Annotated in this window: 37 protein-coding genes; 32 read left to right on the top strand and 5 right to left on the bottom strand. The window is 40.2% G+C overall.

All coding sequences use genetic code 11. The features are described from left to right. Nucleotides 1-477 precede the first annotated feature (477 nt). The 32 genes from rpsL (at nucleotide 478) to rplQ (ending at nucleotide 17,539) form a co-directional block, all read left to right on the top strand. On the top strand, nucleotides 478-891 hold the full coding sequence (gene rpsL, locus Q0625_RS14530) for a 30S ribosomal protein S12 (protein WP_002666477.1): 414 nt from the start codon (nucleotides 478-480) through the stop codon (nucleotides 889-891). Between the two features lie 27 nt (nucleotides 892-918). Then, on the top strand, nucleotides 919-1,395 hold the full coding sequence (gene rpsG / locus Q0625_RS14525; RefSeq protein ID WP_009642347.1) for a 30S ribosomal protein S7: 477 nt from the start codon (nucleotides 919-921) through the stop codon (nucleotides 1,393-1,395). Nucleotides 1,396-1,408: 13 nt separating this feature from the next. After that, complete coding sequence (gene fusA, locus Q0625_RS14520) at nucleotides 1,409-3,529, top strand: elongation factor G (RefSeq protein WP_298828834.1); 2,121 nt, start codon at nucleotides 1,409-1,411, stop codon at nucleotides 3,527-3,529. Nucleotides 3,530-3,541: 12 nt separating this feature from the next. Next, nucleotides 3,542-3,847 (top strand): 30S ribosomal protein S10, encoded by a 306-nt coding sequence (rpsJ, locus tag Q0625_RS14515; protein WP_002666495.1) that lies wholly within the window; start codon nucleotides 3,542-3,544, stop codon nucleotides 3,845-3,847. A gap of 205 nt (nucleotides 3,848-4,052) precedes the next feature. Beyond that, the gene (rplC, locus tag Q0625_RS14510) at nucleotides 4,053-4,670 is read left to right on the top strand and encodes a 50S ribosomal protein L3 (RefSeq protein WP_298828831.1); all 618 of its coding nucleotides are present in this window, start codon (nucleotides 4,053-4,055) and stop codon (nucleotides 4,668-4,670) included. After that, complete coding sequence (rplD, locus tag Q0625_RS14505) at nucleotides 4,670-5,299, top strand: 50S ribosomal protein L4 (protein WP_298828828.1); 630 nt, start codon at nucleotides 4,670-4,672, stop codon at nucleotides 5,297-5,299. The genes rplC and rplD overlap by 1 nt, the downstream gene beginning before the upstream one ends. A gap of 4 nt (nucleotides 5,300-5,303) precedes the next feature. Next, entirely contained in the window at nucleotides 5,304-5,594 is a 291-nt protein-coding gene (gene rplW, locus Q0625_RS14500; protein ID WP_298828825.1) for a 50S ribosomal protein L23, read from the top strand. 8 nt (nucleotides 5,595-5,602) lie between these two features. Further along, the gene (rplB, locus tag Q0625_RS14495) at nucleotides 5,603-6,427 is read left to right on the top strand and encodes a 50S ribosomal protein L2 (protein WP_298828822.1); all 825 of its coding nucleotides are present in this window, start codon (nucleotides 5,603-5,605) and stop codon (nucleotides 6,425-6,427) included. A 7-nt stretch (nucleotides 6,428-6,434) separates the two neighbouring features. After that, nucleotides 6,435-6,713, top strand: coding sequence for a 30S ribosomal protein S19 (rpsS, locus tag Q0625_RS14490; protein ID WP_009642339.1), 279 nt, complete (start codon nucleotides 6,435-6,437; stop codon nucleotides 6,711-6,713). Between the two features lie 5 nt (nucleotides 6,714-6,718). Beyond that, the gene (gene rplV, locus Q0625_RS14485) at nucleotides 6,719-7,126 is read left to right on the top strand and encodes a 50S ribosomal protein L22 (RefSeq protein WP_298828818.1); all 408 of its coding nucleotides are present in this window, start codon (nucleotides 6,719-6,721) and stop codon (nucleotides 7,124-7,126) included. Between the two features lie 9 nt (nucleotides 7,127-7,135). Continuing rightward, a complete protein-coding gene (gene rpsC, locus Q0625_RS14480; protein ID WP_298828815.1) occupies nucleotides 7,136-7,867 on the top strand; it encodes a 30S ribosomal protein S3 in 732 nt (243 codons plus the stop codon). Nucleotides 7,868-7,887: 20 nt separating this feature from the next. Then, nucleotides 7,888-8,307 (top strand): 50S ribosomal protein L16, encoded by a 420-nt coding sequence (gene rplP / locus Q0625_RS14475; protein WP_298828812.1) that lies wholly within the window; start codon nucleotides 7,888-7,890, stop codon nucleotides 8,305-8,307. 11 nt (nucleotides 8,308-8,318) lie between these two features. Beyond that, nucleotides 8,319-8,510 carry a 50S ribosomal protein L29 gene (gene rpmC, locus Q0625_RS14470; protein ID WP_298828809.1) on the top strand — a complete coding sequence of 64 codons (192 nt, stop codon included), beginning with the start codon at nucleotides 8,319-8,321 and terminating at the stop codon, nucleotides 8,508-8,510. A gap of 16 nt (nucleotides 8,511-8,526) precedes the next feature. Next, nucleotides 8,527-8,784, top strand: a complete 258-nt coding sequence (rpsQ, locus tag Q0625_RS14465) for a 30S ribosomal protein S17 (protein ID WP_009642304.1) — start codon at nucleotides 8,527-8,529, stop codon at nucleotides 8,782-8,784. Nucleotides 8,785-8,786: 2 nt separating this feature from the next. Then, nucleotides 8,787-9,155, top strand: a complete 369-nt coding sequence (rplN, locus tag Q0625_RS14460; protein ID WP_298828802.1) for a 50S ribosomal protein L14 — start codon at nucleotides 8,787-8,789, stop codon at nucleotides 9,153-9,155. Nucleotides 9,156-9,166: 11 nt separating this feature from the next. Beyond that, nucleotides 9,167-9,481, top strand: coding sequence for a 50S ribosomal protein L24 (gene rplX, locus Q0625_RS14455; RefSeq protein WP_298828838.1), 315 nt, complete (start codon nucleotides 9,167-9,169; stop codon nucleotides 9,479-9,481). Between the two features lie 2 nt (nucleotides 9,482-9,483). Beyond that, nucleotides 9,484-10,035: a 50S ribosomal protein L5 gene (gene rplE, locus Q0625_RS14450; protein WP_298828799.1), complete on the top strand. Its 552-nt coding sequence runs from the start codon at nucleotides 9,484-9,486 to the stop codon at nucleotides 10,033-10,035. Nucleotide 10,036: 1 nt separating this feature from the next. Next, nucleotides 10,037-10,306 (top strand): 30S ribosomal protein S14, encoded by a 270-nt coding sequence (rpsN, locus tag Q0625_RS14445; RefSeq protein ID WP_002666758.1) that lies wholly within the window; start codon nucleotides 10,037-10,039, stop codon nucleotides 10,304-10,306. Between the two features lie 18 nt (nucleotides 10,307-10,324). Continuing rightward, entirely contained in the window at nucleotides 10,325-10,723 is a 399-nt protein-coding gene (gene rpsH, locus Q0625_RS14440) for a 30S ribosomal protein S8 (protein WP_298828796.1), read from the top strand. A gap of 18 nt (nucleotides 10,724-10,741) precedes the next feature. Beyond that, a complete protein-coding gene (gene rplF / locus Q0625_RS14435) occupies nucleotides 10,742-11,284 on the top strand; it encodes a 50S ribosomal protein L6 (RefSeq protein WP_298828793.1) in 543 nt (180 codons plus the stop codon). Between the two features lie 11 nt (nucleotides 11,285-11,295). After that, nucleotides 11,296-11,649 (top strand): 50S ribosomal protein L18, encoded by a 354-nt coding sequence (gene rplR, locus Q0625_RS14430; RefSeq protein ID WP_298828790.1) that lies wholly within the window; start codon nucleotides 11,296-11,298, stop codon nucleotides 11,647-11,649. A 6-nt stretch (nucleotides 11,650-11,655) separates the two neighbouring features. Then, nucleotides 11,656-12,180, top strand: a complete 525-nt coding sequence (gene rpsE / locus Q0625_RS14425; protein WP_298828787.1) for a 30S ribosomal protein S5 — start codon at nucleotides 11,656-11,658, stop codon at nucleotides 12,178-12,180. 12 nt (nucleotides 12,181-12,192) lie between these two features. Beyond that, nucleotides 12,193-12,375 (top strand): 50S ribosomal protein L30, encoded by a 183-nt coding sequence (rpmD, locus tag Q0625_RS14420; protein WP_298828784.1) that lies wholly within the window; start codon nucleotides 12,193-12,195, stop codon nucleotides 12,373-12,375. Between the two features lie 18 nt (nucleotides 12,376-12,393). After that, entirely contained in the window at nucleotides 12,394-12,846 is a 453-nt protein-coding gene (rplO, locus tag Q0625_RS14415) for a 50S ribosomal protein L15 (protein WP_298828782.1), read from the top strand. A 13-nt stretch (nucleotides 12,847-12,859) separates the two neighbouring features. After that, the gene (gene secY, locus Q0625_RS14410) at nucleotides 12,860-14,188 is read left to right on the top strand and encodes a preprotein translocase subunit SecY (protein WP_298828780.1); all 1,329 of its coding nucleotides are present in this window, start codon (nucleotides 12,860-12,862) and stop codon (nucleotides 14,186-14,188) included. Beyond that, complete coding sequence (infA, locus tag Q0625_RS14405) at nucleotides 14,188-14,403, top strand: translation initiation factor IF-1 (protein WP_002666434.1); 216 nt, start codon at nucleotides 14,188-14,190, stop codon at nucleotides 14,401-14,403. Before secY ends, infA begins: the two co-directional genes overlap by 1 nt. Nucleotides 14,404-14,435: 32 nt before the next feature. Beyond that, on the top strand, nucleotides 14,436-14,552 hold the full coding sequence (gene ykgO / locus Q0625_RS14400; protein WP_002666762.1) for a type B 50S ribosomal protein L36: 117 nt from the start codon (nucleotides 14,436-14,438) through the stop codon (nucleotides 14,550-14,552). 3 nt (nucleotides 14,553-14,555) lie between these two features. Further along, entirely contained in the window at nucleotides 14,556-14,930 is a 375-nt protein-coding gene (gene rpsM / locus Q0625_RS14395; protein WP_298828775.1) for a 30S ribosomal protein S13, read from the top strand. A gap of 11 nt (nucleotides 14,931-14,941) precedes the next feature. After that, nucleotides 14,942-15,334, top strand: a complete 393-nt coding sequence (gene rpsK / locus Q0625_RS14390) for a 30S ribosomal protein S11 (RefSeq protein WP_298828773.1) — start codon at nucleotides 14,942-14,944, stop codon at nucleotides 15,332-15,334. Nucleotides 15,335-15,416: 82 nt separating this feature from the next. Then, nucleotides 15,417-16,022, top strand: a complete 606-nt coding sequence (rpsD, locus tag Q0625_RS14385) for a 30S ribosomal protein S4 (RefSeq protein WP_298828770.1) — start codon at nucleotides 15,417-15,419, stop codon at nucleotides 16,020-16,022. Nucleotides 16,023-16,042: 20 nt separating this feature from the next. Beyond that, entirely contained in the window at nucleotides 16,043-17,035 is a 993-nt protein-coding gene (locus Q0625_RS14380) for a DNA-directed RNA polymerase subunit alpha (protein ID WP_298828768.1), read from the top strand. Between the two features lie 33 nt (nucleotides 17,036-17,068). After that, nucleotides 17,069-17,539, top strand: coding sequence for a 50S ribosomal protein L17 (gene rplQ / locus Q0625_RS14375; protein WP_298828765.1), 471 nt, complete (start codon nucleotides 17,069-17,071; stop codon nucleotides 17,537-17,539). A gap of 106 nt (nucleotides 17,540-17,645) precedes the next feature. Here the strand turns inward: rplQ and Q0625_RS14370 are convergent, their stop codons facing one another. The 5 genes from Q0625_RS14370 to Q0625_RS14350 all read right to left on the bottom strand — a co-directional run bounded on the left by Q0625_RS14370 (nucleotide 17,646) and on the right by Q0625_RS14350 (nucleotide 20,064). After that, nucleotides 17,646-17,942 carry a type II toxin-antitoxin system RelE/ParE family toxin gene (locus Q0625_RS14370; protein ID WP_298828763.1) on the bottom strand — a complete coding sequence of 99 codons (297 nt, stop codon included), beginning with the start codon at nucleotides 17,940-17,942 and terminating at the stop codon, nucleotides 17,646-17,648. Continuing rightward, nucleotides 17,939-18,190: a hypothetical protein gene (locus tag Q0625_RS14365; protein WP_298828761.1), complete on the bottom strand. Its 252-nt coding sequence runs from the start codon at nucleotides 18,188-18,190 to the stop codon at nucleotides 17,939-17,941. The genes Q0625_RS14370 and Q0625_RS14365 overlap by 4 nt, the downstream gene beginning before the upstream one ends. A gap of 165 nt (nucleotides 18,191-18,355) precedes the next feature. Beyond that, entirely contained in the window at nucleotides 18,356-18,949 is a 594-nt protein-coding gene (locus Q0625_RS14360) for a heavy metal-binding domain-containing protein (protein WP_298828758.1), read from the bottom strand. Nucleotides 18,950-18,983: 34 nt separating this feature from the next. After that, complete coding sequence (locus Q0625_RS14355) at nucleotides 18,984-19,463, bottom strand: hypothetical protein (protein ID WP_298828756.1); 480 nt, start codon at nucleotides 19,461-19,463, stop codon at nucleotides 18,984-18,986. Between the two features lie 34 nt (nucleotides 19,464-19,497). Continuing rightward, entirely contained in the window at nucleotides 19,498-20,064 is a 567-nt protein-coding gene (locus tag Q0625_RS14350; protein WP_298828754.1) for a hypothetical protein, read from the bottom strand. Nucleotides 20,065-20,202: the final 138 nt, after the last annotated feature.

The following is a 20,202-nucleotide window of genomic DNA, read 5'->3' as shown; positions in this document are numbered from 1 at the left end:
ACAATTTATTGCGTCTTAGTGTATAGATACAATTTATTGCGTCTTAGTGTGGAGGTACAATTTATTACATCTTAGTGTAGAGACGCAATTTATTACATCTTAGTGTATAGATACAATTTATTGCGTCTTAGTGTAGAAATATAATTTATTGCATCTTAGTGTAGAGATATAATTTATTGCGTCTTAGCATGAGTGAATATATAGGCAAGGAGTTAGGATTAAAACTCTCAACCTCATGGTCTCATGAGCTAATTAGCTCATTGTTAATAACTTTTTTCAAGAAAATTTTTCTTTTTGAGGGATTTTATATTGATAATGTAAAATATTGTATTTCAATTAGTTACAACTTCCAAATAGATGAAAGATCGTAAGAATCACTGCGTTAGCAAGTGAGGGTTATTGAAAATAAATGTCTTACGTTTTGTCAGTTAGTAAAAAGTTTGTATCTTTGCCCTCGCTTAAAAAAATATTTTATAAATGCCAACAATTTCACAATTAGTACGAAAAGGAAGAGCTAAAATAGCCAAGAAGAGTAAATCGGCTGCTTTGGATTCATGTCCTCAACGTCGTGGCGTATGTACGCGTGTGTACACCACTACCCCTAAGAAACCGAACTCTGCGATGCGTAAGGTAGCGCGTGTTCGCTTAACTAATGGTAATGAGGTCAATGCGTATATCCCAGGAGAAGGACACAACCTCCAAGAGCACTCGATAGTATTGGTAAGAGGCGGAAGAGTAAAAGATTTACCAGGGGTACGTTACCACATCGTACGTGGTGCTTTGGATACTGCTGGGGTAAATGGAAGAACCCAAAGACGCTCTAAGTATGGAGCTAAACGCCCTAAACCAGGACAAGCTGCTGCTGCACCAGCAAAAGGAAAGAAAAAGTAAATTTTTAAAACCGTCTAAAACAACCAAATGAGAAAGAGACAAGCTAAAAAAAGACCTCTTTTACCAGATGCAAAGTACAATGACCAATTGGTTACGCGCTTTGTGAACAACCTTATGTGGGATGGTAAAAAGTCAGTGGCTTTTAAGATTTTCTATGATGCAATTGATATCGTAGAACAAAAGAAGAATAATGATGAGAAAACAGCCTTGGAAGTGTGGAAAGATGCCCTCTCCAATGTAATGCCTCATGTGGAAGTACGTTCTCGCCGTGTAGGGGGTGCTACTTTCCAGATCCCTATGCAAATCCGTCCAGACCGTAAAGTGTCTATGGCGATGAAATGGCTTATCGGCTATGCGCGCAAGAGAAATGAAAAATCTATGGCGCAAAAATTGGCAGGAGAAATCCTCTCCGCAGCTAAAGAAGAAGGGGCTGCTGTTAAGAAGAAAATGGATACACATAAGATGGCAGAGGCCAACAAGGCATTCTCCCACTTTAGATTTTAATTCGTGAGGTAGTATGAGTAGAGATTTAAAATATACAAGAAATATTGGTATCGCAGCACACATTGATGCTGGTAAGACTACTACCACTGAGCGTATCCTTTTCTATACAGGTAAAACGCACAAAATAGGGGAAGTACATGATGGAGCTTCTACCATGGACTGGATGGAGCAAGAAGCTGAGCGTGGAATCACTATCCAATCGGCTGCCACCACTTGTAAGTGGAACTTCCCAACTGAAAATGGAAAACCTACTGCTGATGCAAAGGAATACCATTTCAATATTATAGATACCCCAGGTCACGTGGATTTCACCGTGGAAGTGAACCGCTCTCTCCGTGTATTGGACGGATTGGTGTTCCTCTTCTCTGCCGTTGATGGGGTAGAACCTCAGTCTGAAACCAACTGGCGCCTTGCTGACAACTACAAAGTACCTCGTATGGGCTTTGTAAACAAAATGGACCGTCAAGGTTCTGACTTCCTTAAGGTATGCCAACAAGTGAAGGACATGCTCAAATCCAATGCAGTGCCTATCGTATTGCCTATCGGTGAAGAAGCTGACTTCAAAGGAGTGGTGGATTTGATTAAGAACCGTGCTATCGTATGGCATGAAGAAACTCAAGGAGCTACTTTTGATATAGTAGATATCCCTGAAGATATGAAAGCTGATGTAGCTAAGTACCGTGCTCAACTTATTGAGGAAGTAGCAGGATATGACGAAGGTCTTTTGGAAAAATTCATGGAAGATGAAGACTCTATCTCTGAAGAAGAAATCCACAAAGCACTTCGTGCTGCCGTAATGGACATGGCTATTATCCCAATGACTTGCGGTTCTTCTTTCAAGAACAAAGGAGTACAGTTCATGCTTGATGCAGTATGCCGTTACTTACCTTCTCCATTGGATAAGGAAGCTATCGAAGGAACTAACCCTGATACTGGGGAACCAGCTCTTCGTAAGCCAGCGGTTGATGCGCCTTTCTCTGCTTTGGCCTTCAAGATTGCAACTGACCCTTATGTAGGTCGCTTGGCATTCTTCCGTGCTTATTCAGGACATTTGGACGCAGGTTCCTATGTGCTTAATACACGTTCAGGAAGCAAAGAGCGTATCTCTCGTATCTACCAAATGCACGCTAATAAGCAAAATCCTATCGAATACATTGAAGCAGGAGATATCGGAGCTGCAGTAGGATTCAAGGATATCAAAACAGGGGATACCCTTTGTGATGAGAAATATCCTATCGTACTAGAAAGTATGGTGTTCCCTGATCCAGTGATTGGTATCGCAGTAGAGCCTAAGACTAAGGCTGACGTAGATAAGCTCGGTATGGCCTTGGCTAAGCTTGCTGAAGAAGACCCTACCTTCCAAGTAAAAACAGACCAAGCCTCTGGACAGACAATTATCTCTGGTATGGGTGAGCTTCACTTGGATATCATCGTTGACCGTTTAAAACGTGAGTTTAAGGTAGAAGTAAACCAAGGAGAGCCACAAGTAGAGTACAAAGAAGCTATTACAGGTAAGGCTGACCACCGTGAAGTGTACAAGAAACAAACAGGGGGTCGTGGTAAGTTCGCTGATATCGTCTTTACTATGGAGCCTGCCGAAGAAGGAAAAGCAGGATTGGAATTCGTCAACGAAATCAAAGGTGGTAACATTCCAAAAGAATATATTCCTTCTATAGAAAAAGGATTCAAAGAAGCAATGAAGAACGGACCTTTGGCTGGCTTTGAAATGGATGCGATGAAGATTACCCTTAAGGATGGTTCTTTCCACCCTGTGGACTCTGACTCCTTGTCATTCGAATTGGCTGCTAAGTTGGGTTACAAGGAAGCCGCTCGTGCCGCCAAAGCTGTACTTATGGAGCCTATTATGAAGCTTGAGGTAATCACTCCAGAAGAAAACATGGGGGATATCGTAGGAGACCTTAACCGTCGTCGTGGTCAGGTAAATGACATGGGCGACAGAAATGGAGCTAAGGTAATCAAAGCCAACGTACCACTTTCTGAAATGTTCGGTTATGTAACTACCCTTAGAACCCTTTCTTCAGGTCGTGCTACATCTACTATGGAGTTCTCTCACTATGCAGAAACCCCTTCTAATATTTCAGAAGAAGTTATCAAAAAAGCAAGAGGTAATTAATTTGTAAAAGAAATGAGTCAGAAAATCAGAATAAAATTAAAATCATACGACCATAACTTGGTAGATAAGTCTGCTGAAAAAATCGTAAAGACAGTAAAATCAACAGGAGCAGGGGTAGTAGGACCTATTCCACTACCTACTCACAAGAAGTTATTTACAGTACTTCGTTCTCCGCACGTAAATAAGAAAGCCAGAGAACAATTTCAGCTAAGCTCTTACAAGCGTTTGTTAGACATTTATAGCTCTTCACCAAAGACTATTGATGCTCTTATGAAGCTTGAGTTACCAAGTGGAGTGGAAGTAGAAATCAAAGTATGATAAAAGCAAAGCGGAAGTTTTGCTTGACTTGTCCCAAAACAATAGCGTGAGGGAAAAACGGTAAAACTATTGATATTCAGGGTTGGAATACTTGACCCTGAATATCAAATTATAAAGTCAGGAGTACCCTGTAGGGCGGATGTTTTACAGGAGTTCCCCTTGATTTTGTTATCATAAAATGTAAATTCAAATTAAATATTTAAATATGTCTGGGTTAATCGGAAAAAAAGTAGGCATGACCAGCATTTTTGATGAAAATGGAAAGAACGTTCCATGTACAATCATAGAAGCAGGACCATGCGTAGTTACCCAAGTCAGAACCAAAGAGGTTGACGGGTATGAAGCTCTTCAACTTGGTTTCGATGACAAAAAAGAGAAGCACACTAACAAGGCAGAGGCAGGACATTTTGCCAAAGCGGGTGTAACTCCTAAAAAGAAACTTGTCGAGTTCCAAGGATTTGAGAGCACTTACAAAATAGGCGACGTGATTGCCGCTGATTTTTTTGTAGAAGGCGAATTTGTCGATGTAACAGGAACTTCCAAAGGGAAAGGTTTCCAAGGGGTAGTTCGCCGTCATGGATTTGGCGGGGTAGGACAATCCACCCACGGTCAGCATAACCGCCTAAGAGCACCAGGTTCAGTAGGTGCCTCTTCTTACCCTTCACGCGTATTCAAAGGTATGCGTATGGCAGGAAGAATGGGAGCTGAAAAAGTAACAGTACAAAACTTGAAAGTGTTAAAAGTAGTCGCTGAAAAGAACCTCCTTATTCTAAAAGGATGTGTTCCAGGACACAAAAATGCTTACGTAACGATTCATAAATAATGGAAGTAGCAGTATTAAACATACAAGGAAAAGAAACAGGAAGAAAGGTTACCCTTTCCGAGGCTGTTTTCGGGATTGAGCCTAATAATCACACTATTTACTTGGACATCAAACAATACTTGGCTAACAAGCGTCAAGGTACTCACAAGTCCAAAGAACGTAACGAAGTAGCAGGAAGTACCCGCAAGATCAAAAAACAAAAGGGAACAGGTACTGCTCGTGCAGGAAGCGTGAAGTCTCCTGTATTCGTAGGAGGAGGACGTATATTCGGACCTCGCCCTAAGGATTACACTCAGAAGCTGAACAAAAAAGTAAAACGTCTTGCTCGCCGCTCTATCTTGAGCCAAAAAGCACAACAAGGAGCTATTATCGTTCTAGAAGATTTCAATCTTCAGGCTCCTAAAACTAAGGACTTTACACAGATTTTGGCAGCTCTTGGTATCCAAGATAAAAAATCACTTTTTGTATTGACAGATACAAATAAAAATGTATATTTGTCCTCTCGCAATATACCTACAGTAAATACTGTAACAGCCTCAGAACTAAATACTTACGATATTGCTAACGCAACAAGAGTTGTATTGTTAGAGGGTGCCGTGGAGGTTATTCAATCAAATTTAACAAAGTAAGATTATGAGTATATTGATAAAACCAATCATTACAGAGAAAGCTACCAAGGATGCTGAGGACAAAAATCGCTATACTTTTTCAGTAGATAAGAAAGCGAACAAGATTCAGATCAAAAAAGCGGTAGAAGCTGCCTATGGCGTTACTGTAGAGAAGGTATACACACTCAATTATGCGCCTAAGCGTTCGGTACGTTACACTAAGAATGGCTTACAACTAAGCCAAACCAACGCAGTAAAGAAAGCAGTAGTGAGTGTAAAAGAAGGAGAAACAATCGATTTTTATAACACAATTTAAAAGACTGTATGTCAGTAAGAAAATTAAAACCCACGACCCCTGGTCAGCGTTTTAGAGTGGTAAATAATTACGATGCGATTACCACTGATAAGCCGGAAAAGAGCTTACTTGTTCCGTTAAAAAAGACAGGGGGTAGAAACAATCAAGGGAAGATGACCATGCGCTACATAGGTGGTGGTCATAAGAAAAAGTATCGTATTATCGATTTCAAAAGAAACAAGTTCGGTGTAGAAGCCACAGTAGTTTCTATTGAGTACGACCCAAACAGAACTGCCTTTATCGCCTTGGTGCAATACACCGATGGAGAGAAGCGATACATCATCGCGCCAGCAGGCTTGAAAGTAGGTCAAGTAATCGTATCAGGAGAGAATGTAGCTCCTGAAATCGGAAATGCGATGCCACTTTCTCAGATTCCGCTTGGAACAGTGATCAATAGCATCGAGCTTCGTCCTGGACAGGGAGCCAACATCGCTCGCTCAGCAGGTACTTTCGCTCAGCTTATGGCAAAAGAAGGTAAGTACGCCACTGTGAAGATGCCTTCAGGAGAGACACGTATGATTTTGCTTACATGCCTTGCTACTATCGGTGCAGTATCTAACTCAGATCATCAGTTAGTACTTTCAGGAAAAGCAGGTCGCTCACGTTGGCTCGGACGTCGTCCTCGTACTCGTGCCGTGGTAATGAACCCAGTAGATCACCCAATGGGTGGTGGTGAAGGACGCGCTTCAGGAGGTCATCCACGCTCACGTAAAGGTATCCCTGCCAAAGGTTACAGAACACGTTCTAAAACCAAGGCAAGTAATAAGTATATTGTAGAACGTAGAAAGAAATAAGTAAGATATGGCTCGTTCATTAAAAAAAGGTCCTTATGTTCATTACGCCTTGGAGAAGAAAGTACTCCAAAATAAGGAAACAGGAAAGAAAACCGTTATCAAAACATGGTCAAGAGCATCTATGATTACTCCTGACTTCGTAGGAGAAACCATCGCGGTACACAACGGAAAACAATTCGTTCCTGTATATGTTACTGAAAACATGGTAGGACACAAATTAGGAGAATTTGCCCCAACACGTTCCTTCAGAGGACACGCAGGAGCAAAAAATAAAGGTAAAAAATAAAAGCTATGGGAGTTCGTAAAAGAGAAAAAGCAATAGAGATTAAAGAAGCGAAACGAAATGTGGCTTTTGCAAAATTGAATAACTGTCCTACATCACCACGTAAAATGCGCCTAGTAGCTGACCTTGTACGCGGTGTAGCAGTTGAGAAAGCTTTGGCTATCTTGAAGTTCAACCAAAAGGATGCAGCTTCTTCTTTGCACAAGTTATTACTTTCAGCTATTGAAAACTGGAAAACAAAGAACGAAGGTGCTGATGTAGAAGCAGCTCAAGTATTCGTTAAAGAAATCCGTGTAGATGGTGGTGCGATGCTTAAGAGACTTCGCCCAGCTCCACAAGGAAGAGCACACAGAATTCGCAAACGTTCCAACCACGTAACCATCGTATTAGGAGCTAAAAATAACACTGAAAGCTAAGATAAAAGTATGGGACAAAAAACAAATCCAATAGGGAATCGCCTTGGAATTATCAGAGGATGGGAATCCAACTGGTACGGAGGAAATGACTACGGAGACAAATTGGCTGAGGATGACAAAATCAGAAAATATGTGCATACTCGTTTGTCTAAAGCTAGTGTTTCTCGTGTAATTATTGAAAGAACTTTGAAACTTGTAACCGTTACTATCACTACCTCCCGTCCTGGTAGCATTATCGGAAAGGGTGGTCAAGAGGTAGACAAGCTCAAAGAAGAACTCAAGAAAATTACTGGTAAAGATATTCAAATCAATATCTTTGAGATCAAAAGACCAGAACTTGATGCGCCACTTGTAGCTGCAAGTATCGCACGCCAGATTGAGAATCGTATCTCTTACCGTCGTGCTATCAAAATGGCTATCGCTGCTACTATGCGTATGAATGCTGAAGGTATCAAAATTCAAATATCTGGCCGTCTCAACGGTGCCGAAATGGCGCGCAGCGAGAACTATAAGGAAGGACGTATTCCTCTCTCTACCTTCCGTGCAGATATTGACTACGCTACCGACGAAGCACACACCACTTACGGACGTATGGGTATCAAGGTATGGATTATGAAAGGTGAAGTATATGGTAAAAGAGAGCTTTCTCCACTAGTAGGAATGACCAAGAAAAACCTCAGTGGTTCTTCCGCTTCCAAAGAAGGAAACTCTGATGCAAAACGTGCTCGCCGAAAAAAATAATATTTTAAAATCAGTAAGCAATGTTACAACCAAAAAGAACAAAATATCGTAAGGATCAGAAAGGACGCATGAAGGGGGTATCCCAAAGAGGGCATCAGCTTTCCAACGGTACATTCGGCATTAAGTCCTTAGAATCCGCTTTTATCACTGCTCGCCAAATTGAGTCTGCCCGTGTGGCTGCTACCCGTTATATGAAACGTGAAGGACAGCTTTGGATCAAAATCTTCCCAGATAAGCCTATTACCAAAAAGCCTTTGGAAGTACGTATGGGTAAGGGTAAAGGAGCTGTTGAGTACTGGGTAGCTGTGGTAAAACCAGGACGTATCCTATTTGAAGTAGGTGGAGTGCCTTTGGATATCGCCAAAGAAGCCCTACGCCTTGCCGCTCAAAAGTTACCCGTAACTACTAAGTTCGTTGTAGCGAGAGATTATCAAGATTAATTTTATTAACAATGAAACAGTCAGAAGTTAAAAATTTATCAGTCGCTGAGCTCGAGCAAAAGCTCACCGAACTTAAGAAAACGTATTCAGAATTAAAAATGGCGCACGCCATTTCTCCAATAGAGAATCCACTTACTATTCGCAGCCTTCGTAGAGATATCGCACGTGTAGCGAGTGAGTTAACCCGTAGAGAATTACAATAATCATTGTGGCTTTAATATGGAAAAGAGAAATTTAAGAAAAGAAAGAATAGGGGTTGTTACCAGCAACAAAATGGAAAAATCCATTGTGGTATCTGTAGTAAAACGTGTAAAACACCCTATGTACGGAAAATTCGTATTGCAAACTAAAAAGTTTGTTGCACACGATGAAAAAAATGACTGCAACATCGGAGATACCGTGCGCATTATGGAAACCCGCCCACTAAGTAAGACTAAGTGCTGGCGATTAGTAGAAATCATAGAAAGAGCGAAGTAATTATGGTACAACAAGAATCAAGATTAAAAGTAGCAGATAATACCGGAGCCAAAGAAGTTTTGACTATCCGTGTACTTGGAGGAACCAAACGCCGTTATGCCTCTGTAGGTGACAAGATCGTTGTTACGATCAAGGAAGCTTCTCCTACCGGAAGCGTGAAAAAAGGACAGGTTTCTACCGCTGTAGTCGTAAGAACAAAGAAAGAAGTAAGACGCCAAGATGGTTCTTACATTCGTTTTGATGAAAATGCTTGCGTACTGCTTAACGCTGCTGGTGAAATGAGAGGTACCCGTGTCTTCGGTCCTGTAGCACGTGAACTCCGTGACAAGCAGTTTATGAAAATTGTGTCATTAGCACCTGAGGTGCTTTAATCCATGCAATGATGATAAAGCTAAAAATAAAATCAGGCGATACCGTACAAGTAATCGCAGGCGACCACAAAGGGGAAAAGGGAAAAGTACTCAAAGTGGATCGTGAGAAAAACAGAGCTATCGTGGAAGGTGTGAACCTAGTATCCAAACATACCAAACCCAGCGCCCAAAACCCTCAAGGGGGCATCATCAAAAAAGAAGCTCCTATACACATCTCTAACCTTTCCCTCCTAGATCCTAAGAGTGGGGAGCCAACCCGTGTAGAGTATCAGGTGAAAGATGGCAAAAAAGTAAGAATTTCTAAAAAATCAAAACAAGTAGTGTAATTATGACATATATACCTAGACTCAAACAGGAATATAAGGAGCGCATAATTGCAGCTCTTAAAGAAGAATTTGGTTACAAGAATGTAATGCAAGTTCCTAAACTTGAAAAAATTGTAGTAAGCCGTGGAGTAGGTTCTGCTGTTGCTGACAAAAAGCAAATAGAATACGCCGTTGAGGAGCTTACCAAAATCACAGGTCAGAAGGCTGTAGCTACCACTTCTAAGAAGGACGTGGCTTCCTTTAAGCTCCGCCGTGGTATGTCCATCGGTGCTAAGGTAACCCTTCGCGGTGAGCGTATGTATGAGTTCCTAGATAGGCTCATCACTATTGCACTACCTCGTGTAAGAGATTTTCAAGGGATCAAAGCAACAGGATTTGACGGACGTGGCAACTATAACTTAGGAGTTACCGAACAGATTATCTTCCCAGAGATTGACATTGATAAAATCAACAAAATCGCAGGTTTCGATATCACTTTCGTTACTTCAGCTCGTACCGACAAAGAAGCAAAATCATTATTAACCGAATTAGGATTACCTTTTAAAAAGAATTGATATGGCCAAAGAATCAATGAAAGCTCGTGAAGTGAAAAGAGCTAAATTGGTAGCAAAATATGCTGAAAAACGCAAAGCTCTTAAAGAAGCTGGTGATTATGAAGCCCTACAGAAGCTGCCTAAAAATGCATCTCCTGTACGTTTGCACAACCGTTGCAAGCTCACAGGACGCCCTAAGGGATATATGCGTACATTTGGTATCTCGCGTGTACTTTTCCGTGAAATGGCAAACAAAGGACTTATTCCAGGGGTAAAAAAAGCAAGTTGGTAATTTAAAAAAAAGAAATTTATGTACACAGACCCAATCGCTGACTACTTAACACGCATTCGTAATGCAAGTAATGCAGGGCACAGAGTAGTAGAAATACCTTCTTCAAACCTTAAGAAAGAGATTACCAAAGTCCTTTTTGACCAAGGCTATATCCTTAGCTACAAGTTTGAAGACAATGATGTACAAGGTACTATCAAAATAGCCCTCAAGTACGATAAAGAAACCAAAGAACCTGTGATCAGAAAGATAGTACGTGTAAGTACTCCAGGACTTCGTAAGTATGTAGGGGCTAGCAAGCTTCCACGCGTATTGAGCGGACTTGGTATCACTATCGTTTCTACCTCTAAGGGAGTAATGACAGGCAAGCAAGCCAGAGCTCTTAACATAGGAGGAGAAGTAATTTGTAATGTTTACTAAAAAAATAGACTTAAAACAATGTCAAGAATAGGTAAAGCACCCATCAGTATTCCTCAAGGAGTGACTATTACTATCAAAGATAATATCATCACTGTTAAAGGAAAACTCGGCGAATTAACCCAAGTGGTTAAAGACGTTGCTGTAAAGCAAGAAGATGGACAACTCATAGTGGAAAGACAATTAGATACAAAGCAAGGTAATGCCCTACATGGACTTTATCGTGCACTACTACACAATATGGTAGTAGGGGTATCTGAAGGTTTTACCAAAGAGTTAGAACTTGTAGGGGTAGGTTACCGTGCTACTAACCAAGGTCAAAAATTGGACTTAGCACTCGGTTTCTCTCACAATATCCTTATGGAACTCCCTCAAGAAATTAAAGTAGAAACTATCAACGAGAAAGGTAAGAACCCTATCATTAAGCTTACTTCTCATGATAGACAATTGTTAGGACAAGTAGCAGCTAAGATTCGTTCTTTCCGCAAGCCAGAACCTTACAAAGGAAAAGGTGTCAAGTTTGTAGGTGAAGAACTTAGAAGAAAAGCAGGTAAATCAGCTTAAAAAGTAACACAATGGCATTATCAAAAATAGAAAGAAGACAACGTATTAAGTACAGAATCAAAAAGACCGTTTCTGGAACTGCTCAAAAACCTCGCTTAGCGGTTTTTAGAAGCAATAGCGAAATCTATGCACAAATTATAGATGATACCAAGGGTGTTACCTTAGTAGCAGCCTCTTCTCGTGATAAAGATCTAAAAGCTTCAGGTACCAAGACCGAAAAAGCAAAACAAGTAGGAGAAGCTATCGCTAAAAAAGCCTTAGCTGCAGGTATCGAAACTATTTCTTTTGACAGAGGTGGTTATTTGTATCATGGACGTGTAAAATCCTTAGCAGAAGGAGCAAGAGAAGGCGGACTTAAATTCTAAGAAACTATGTATCAGAACTATAAAAATGTAGAATATGTAAAACCAAGCGGCTTAGAGCTAAAAGACCGCTTGGTAGGCGTACAACGTGTAACCAAGGTTACCAAAGGAGGACGCGCGTTCGGCTTCTCGGCTATCGTGGTGGTAGGCGATGAAAATGGCGTGGTAGGACAAGGACTCGGAAAATCTAAAGAGGTTTCCGAGGCTATCGCCAAAGCGGTAGAAGATGCTAAGAAAAACTTAGTACGTATTCCGCTACATGGAACTACCCTTCCTCACGAACAAAAAGGAAAATTCGGTGGAGCACGTGTATATCTCCAACCTGCCGCAGAAGGTACTGGAGTAATTGCCGGTGGGGTAGTACGTGCTGTGTTGGAATCCCTAGGAGTACATAATGTACTTTCCAAATCTCAAGGTTCTTCCAACCCTCACAATGTGGTAAAAGCAACTTTTGACGCCCTTTTGAGACTCAGAAGCGCTAAAACTATTGCCGAGCAACGTGGCATTTCCTTGGATAAAATGTTTAAAGGTTAATATCTAACACTCATGGCAAAGAAAATTATCGTAAAACAAACACGTAGTAGCATAAAGCGTGATAAAACCCAGAAACTTACCCTTATCTCTTTGGGATTAGGCTCTATCGGGAAAGTAGCTACACATGAGGCTACTCCAAGTATCTTGGGAATGATTAATAAAGTAGAACACTTAGTTTCTGTACAAGAAGCATAATAAAAAGGACTATTAATTATGAATTTAAGTAATTTGAAACCTGCACAAGGTTCAGTACACAAAGATGGGAAGCGCGTAGGTAGAGGACAAGGTTCTGGTAAAGGTGGAACCTCCACTCGTGGACACAAAGGAGCTAAATCTCGCTCTGGTTTCTCTACTAAAATCGGTTTCGAAGGGGGACAAATGCCTCTTCAACGTCGCGTACCAAAATTTGGTTTCAAAAACTTCAACCGTAAGGAATATACAGGTATCAACCTCGGAAAACTACAAGAACTTGTAGATAAGGGCGTAGTTACCGACACCGTGAATTTGGATATCCTCGTGGAAAACCGCTTGGCTAAAAAATCCGACTTGGTGAAAATCCTTGGTGGAGGTGAGTTGAAAACAAAACTTAAAATCTCTGTTCATAAGTTTACAGCAAGCGCTAAAGAAGCTGTTGAAAAATTAGGAGGAGAGGCTATAACGCTCTAAGAATTAATATTTTATGAAGAAGTTTATAGAGACCTTAACGAATGTTTGGAAGATAGAGGAGTTACGCAATCGCATCATTCTCACCTTGGGGATTTTGTTGGTGTACCGCTTTGGTGCCCACATTATCCTTCCAGGGATTGATGCTGAACAGTTGAGCAAACTCACTCAGAGAACTTCGGAAGGAGGCTTGTTGGATATCCTTAATGCCTTTACAGGAGGTGCTTTCGCTAAGGCCTCTGTATTTGCTTTAGGGATTATGCCCTATATCTCCGCTTCTATCGTAGTGCAACTTATGGGAATCGCTATTCCTTACTTGCAGAAACTACAACAAGAAGGCGAAAGCGGTCGCAGACGTATTAACCAGATTACCCGCTGGCTAACCATAGCAATTTGTATTGTACAAGCTCCTGCTTATTTGTACTCTATCAGCGCCTTAGGGGTGCCTGATGAGGCTTTTATTCAAGGAAAAGGCTTGGGCTTTATCATTCCTTCAGTAATGATACTAGTAACTGGTACTGTTTTTGCTATGTGGCTTGGTGAGAAAATCACTGATAAGGGGGTAGGAAATGGTATTTCCTTACTCATCATGGTGGGGATTATTGCTCGTATGCCACACGCTTTCTTCGGTGAGATGAATAGGGTACACAGCCCTATGTTGGTAATTGTGGAAATCCTCTTGTGGCTCTTGGTGATCTTAGGGTGTATCTTCCTCACTTTAGCGGTAAGACAAATCCCTGTACAGTATGCTAGACGAACCACTGGCGGACAGGTAGAAAAGAATATCTTCGGAGCAAGACAATACATTCCCCTAAAGCTTAACTCAGCTGGGGTAATGCCTATCATCTTCGCACAAGCTATTATGTTCGTTCCTGCAGCCTTGGCGGGACTCTCTAAGTCCGAATGGGCACTAAGCATACAGAATGCTTTCCGTTCACCTTTTGAGTTCTGGTACAATGTGCTCTTTGGACTACTGATCATCATCTTTACTTACTTCTATACTGCCATTACAGTACCAAGTAATAAGATGGCAGATGACCTCAAGCGCAACGGAGGCTTCATACCAGGAGTAAAACCAGGACAGGAGACCAGTGAGTACTTGGACAAAATCATGTCGCTCATTACCTTCCCAGGCTCTCTATTCTTAGTGGCTATTGCTGTACTTCCTGCCATAGTCAATAAGATACCTTTGTTGGAGATAGACCAACAGTGGGCTTTGTTCTACGGAGGTACATCCTTGCTCATCCTTGTAGGGGTGGCTATTGACACTATGCAGCAAGTGAATTCATACCTACTCAATCGCCACTACGATGGCCTTATGAAAACAGGTAAAAAGAGAAGATAATGGCAAAGCAAGCAGCGATAGAACAAGATGGAACCATTATAGAGTCCCTCTCTAATGCAATGTTCCGCGTGGAATTGGATAATGGTCATGTGGTAACTGCCCACATCTCAGGGAAAATGCGTATGCACTACATAAAGCTACTCCCAGGCGATAGGGTAAAGCTCGAAATGACACCTTATGACCTTACCAAAGCACGCATCACTTACCGATATTAATAATAAAATTCGTTTTTAAAAACAGACAACAGATGAAAGTAAGAGCATCTATTAAGAAAAGAAGCCCCGAGTGCAAGATTGTGCGTCGTAAAGGGGTATTGTACGTAATTAACAAAAAGAATCCGAGATTCAAACAAAGACAAGGATAAATTATGGCACGAATAGCAGGTATTGACTTACCAAAACACAAAAGAGGCGTCATAGGACTTACCTACATTTTTGGAATTGGTAGAAGTAGAGCTAAAGAAATTTTGAAAACAGCTCAAGTAGATGAAGACATCAAAGTAAACGAATGGAACGACGAGCAAATCACTCGTATCCGTGAGGCAGTTTCTTCTTACAAAATAGAAGGTGAACTACGTTCTGAAGTTCAGTTGAACATCAAGCGACTTATGGATATTGGTTGCTACCGCGGTATCCGCCATCGTTCAGGGTTGCCTTTGCGTGGTCAAAAAACGAAGAATAACTCTCGTACAAGAAAAGGAAAACGAAAAACTGTTGCTAACAAGAAGAAAGCAACTAAATAATAAGTAGCGATATGGCAAAAACAAATACAAAAGTTACCAAAAAACGTAAAGTAGTTATAGAATCATCTGGAGAAGCGCATATCTCAGCTACTTTCAATAACATCATCATTTCCTTGACTAACAAAAAAGGAGACGTGATTTCTTGGTCTTCTGCAGGAAAGATGAAGTTCAGAGGTTCTAAAAAGAATACACCTTATGCAGCACAAGTAGCTGCCGAGGATGCTGCAAAAGTTGCTTTTGACGCAGGTCTTAAGAAAGTACGTGTATTCGTAAAAGGCCCTGGAGTAGGACGTGAGTCTGCCATCCGTAGCATTCACAATGCAGGAATTGAAGTTACTGAAATCATCGACGTAACCCCACTTCCACACAATGGTTGTCGCCCTCCTAAAAGACGTAAAGTATAACACTTAACCCCGAGAGAGGCTCCGATTATCGAAGGATAAGCCTTAATTCATAATCCTCTCTCCACTAATTTAAAATTATAAAATGGCAAGATATACAGGCCCAAAAAGCAAAATCGCTCGTAAGTTTGGTGAAGCGATTTTCGGTGAAGATAAGTCTTTTGCTAAAAAGAACTATCCACCAGGACAGCATGGAATCAACCGTAAAAGAGCAAAACGCTCTGAATATGCAATCCAGCTACAAGAAAAACAAAAAGCAAAATATACCTATGGTATCTTGGAACGTCAGTTCCAAAATATGTACGAGAAAGCACGTCGTAGCAGAGGGGTAACAGGTGAGATCTTACTCCAACTCTGTGAAGCCCGCCTTGACAATGTAGTATATCGTATGGGTATTGCTCCTTCTCGTCGTGCTGCACGTCAGCTCGTTTCTCACCGTCATATTACTGTAAATGGCGAAGTGGTAAATATCCCTTCTTACTCCCTAAAACCAGGTGATGTAGTAGGAGTACGCCACAAATCACAATCTCTTACTGTGATCGAAAACGCCCTCTCAAGTAATAGCTCCGTGTACGAATGGATCACTTGGAACCCTGAAAAAATGGAAGGTACCTTCGTAGCACTCCCTCAGCGTATCCAAATACCTGAAAACATTAAAGAACAATTAATCGTAGAGTTGTACTCTAAATAATACTAGTCAGCAGTCAGATTATGGCATTATTCAATTTTCAAAAACCAGATAAGGTTATCATGATTGAATCCTCTGAGTTCGAGGGCAAATTCGAGTTTCGCCCTCTAGAACCAGGTTACGGACTCACCATTGGTAACGCATTACGACGAGTGATGCACTCCTCTCTCGAGGGCTACGCAATCACTTCGGTTAAAATAGACACGGTAGAACATGAATTCTCTACCATCGCAGGAGTAGTAGAAGACGTTACCGAGATTATTTTGAACTTGAAGCAAGTGCGTTTCAAACTGCAAACAGAAGGTACTGACCATGAAAAGGTCTCTATCTCTGTTACAGGAAAGAAACAATTGACTGCGGGTGATTTTCAAAAATTTATAACAGGTTTTCAAGTACTCAATCCAGATTTAGTAATCTGTAATATGGAACCTACAGTGAATATCAAAATGGATATCACTATAGATAAGGGTATGGGTTACCTCTCTGCCGAGGAAAACGCTAAGCCTAATATGCCTATGGGTACCATTCCTACCGATGCTATCTTTACCCCTATCAAGAATGTAAAATATAGTATCGAGAACTACCGTGTAGAGCAAAAAACCGATTACGAAAAGCTGATTTTTGAAATCAAAACAGATGGCTCCATACATCCTAAGGATGCCCTTATGGAAGCGGCCAAAACATTGATTCACCACTTCATGCTCTTCTCTGATGAGCGTATCACTATTGAGCCTGAAGAAGTCGTTCAGCCTGAAAGCTATGACGAGGAATCACTCCACATGCGCCAGCTCCTTAAGACTAAGCTCATAGATATGGATCTCTCTGTACGCGCACTAAACTGCCTCAAAGCAGCCGAAGTAGATACCCTAGGCGATTTGGTTTCTTTTACTAAAACAGACTTGATGAAATTCCGTAACTTTGGTAAAAAATCTCTTACCGAACTCGATGAACTCGTGGAAAGCAAGGGACTCACCTTCGGAATGGATCTCTCAAGATACAAATTAGAGAAAGAGTAATAAATTCTGTTATAATACATTAATTCAACGAAAATGAGACACGGAGATAAAATAAATAATTTAGGAAGAACCGCCGCTCATAGAAAATCTATGTTGGCGAATATGGCTTGCTCCCTGATACAACACAAGCGTATCAACACTACCTTGGCAAAAGCGAAGGCATTGAAAGTGTTCGTAGAGCCTTTGATTACCAAATCAAAAGAAGACACTACCCACAACCGTCGTGTAGTATTCAGCCGCTTGCATAACAAATATGCTGTTACAGAGCTTTTCAGAGACATTTCAGTAAAAGTAGCCAACCGTCCAGGAGGATACACTCGTATCATCAAGTTGGGTAACCGTTTGGGGGACAATGCTGAAATGGCACTTATCGAGCTAGTAGACTATAACACTACTTATGATGTGAAAGCAGGTAAGAAGAAGAAAACTACTCGTAGAAGCCGCGGAGGTAAGAAAGCAGAACAAGCTGCTCCTCAACAAGAAGGAACAACTTCTGAAGCATAAAACAAAAAACCGCTCCAATTTTGGAGCGGTTTTTTTAATCAGAGAAAGTTTTTTTGTTGGTAGAGGAAAGGTAATTCTTCAACAGAGCAAAAGATTTTGGATTATATCACATAAAAAGAGGTTTTTGCTTAGTACTCCTAAAGCTATAGATCTCTATTGTATTTTCCTGGATGAGAACCTTATAATATAAGACAAATTTTCCTTTTAGGAAGAATATCTTGAATAGATTTAGCTTTTTACTATATTTTGAAGAGAGATAAGGATTTTCTGATATTTTACTTTCAACTTCTTTTGTGGCTTCCATTATTTTGAGAGAGTACTCATAAGAACCATTATGCTCATACCAATAATCGAGGGTATCATAATAGCTCATTTTGGCTCCAAATGTCCATTTTATCTTCATGACATCTTACCCATTAATCGTTGTAAGGCTTCTTGATGAACCTCTTCACTATCAGTGAGTAGACCTAGTTTTGATTGTTGCTCGGCTTGTTCTAAGCTCCTAAGTTCTTCTTCAGTTAACTCATAATAAAAATCATTTTCTTGATAAGAATTTGGGGCATTTTCTAACAAATGGTTATACTCTTCCATAGGGACAATAGCGAAGAGTGCATTACCATCATTATCAGTTATAAATTGATGTTTTTTCATAAGTTGAATTTTTTCGCAAATGTATAAAAAAATCTGCAATAGGTCTAATTTTTCTTTTTATAAGGCAAGTTACCTTAGTGGTGTTTAGTAGTTAATAACTATAAAATAAAGACCATCCTAGACATATGAGGATGGTCTTCTTTTTACAGCATTCAATTTTTGAGTTTATTTGTAGGCAGTACCTTCCATGACAACATTATTGACGGGGGTCATGGTAAAGCTGTCCGTGGTAACAAGAATGATAGTAGCACCAAGTTTGGTGGCTTGTTCTTTCATTTTCTCAGTAGCATCTTTTCGTAATCTGGATTGCATACCAAATAACTGGCTGGCCTCACCCTTTACATCACCTAAGCGGGTGCGCCCTTTGATGTCCTCAGGGTTTTTGGTTAGGATAATTTCCTTATCAGCAGTAGCTTCTGTATCAGTACTTTCTTTTACAGGGACACTTCCATCGGTGAAGCACATTCCGACCATACTGACATTATTGATAGGGCTCATGGCAAACTCATCTACAGAGAGAAGTACCGCAGTAGCCCCAAGTTTGGCAGCTTCTTGTTTGAGTTTTTTGGTGGCTTCATCTCGTAGTTTAGATTGTTTTCCATAGAAACGAGCTGCTTCTGCGGACACTTCCCTTAAGCGTTGTAACCCCTTTACATCCTCGGGGTTTTTAGTAACGATTATTTTTTCCCAATCATTATTTTGGGAAAGACCTATCTGTGATAGAAAGAATAGGCCGAATAAGAAAAACAATTTTCTCATAGGTTATAGTGTTTGTTTAGGTATTATAAACTTACTATCCGTTGGTATATTTAAGAATCTCTCTAAGTTCCAAATAACGTTTGATATCTTGGAATATTTTTACTGGAGTAATAAAGAACCCAATAAGACCAGATATAACGGCTTTCACTACAAAATAGATAAACCAACCAACAATGGGGAGTACTAAAAACATAGAAGGTGTGATAGAGTTTAAAGCTCTCCATCCGTATTGGATACTTATACCTCCATAAAATGTAGCTATAAGGGCAGCTGTAGAAAGAGCAGTACCTTTGTCTTTTTCTATATTACAAGAAAAAACAGTCATGAAAAAGGCCACAATAAGGATAATAGCCCATCGCTTTATCATCTCGGACTTCTCTTTACGGATACGTTTCAGGTTACAGGAATCGCAGATAGGGTCGGTGTACTTATGAGCACACTCATTGCAAAGGCCTTTGCCACAATCTATACAAGTACCTACAGCAGGTTGATCAATATGATTATAACAGTTCATGATATAAGGGGGGTTATATTAATGGATTTCACTACTATTTATAGACTTGCCAGCCTTTATCCTCTGTCTTTTGGAATTTGACTCCCTTTGTAAAGGAATCTGTTTGATCATCAAAAATAAAGAAAGGGGTTTTGTCCTTTTTGACAAAAGTAGCTTCTGCAGAAGCCACATTCATCTCAGGGATAATGTGAATATTAGAGACCTTATCTAACTCAGCAGTATAGGTCTTCATAGTATTTTCATAAACATCATCATTATATTTCCCTGTCTCTAACAGATAGTCTTTGGATTTATCAGTAAGAGTAATAGAATAGAACTTTTCAAATTCTCCTTCCATCATTTTTCTCAGCCAATCTGATATAGGTTTTTCAATAACAGAGATTTTTAGATAACCATCTCCTTGTAGTTCTTCATAAAGTTTATACTTTTCTTCATTCAAAAAACCGTCTTTAACTTCTCCTGTATAGATAATAATTTCTCCATACATGGGTTTTTCTTTAAGAGATTCTTTTACTAAATCTTCTGCCTTAGAGGAAGAAAGTTTGCCAGAACAGGCACCTAAAAGGAGCCCAATAGTCAAAAATGCTAAAATTTTTTTCATGTAATTGAATTATTTAAGTTATTAATAATGAATTAGATATAAAGGTTTTCTTTCTTTGTAGAACTATTTTACAAATATAGTATGAAAAAAATCAGCTGATTATGCTGAAAATAGATATTTTTACCCTATTTTTGCATG

This window comes from uncultured Capnocytophaga sp. (assembly GCF_938029845.1).
Classification (GTDB): Bacteria; Bacteroidota; Bacteroidia; order Flavobacteriales; family Flavobacteriaceae; genus Capnocytophaga.
This window is presented reverse-complemented; position numbering and strand designations above follow the sequence as displayed.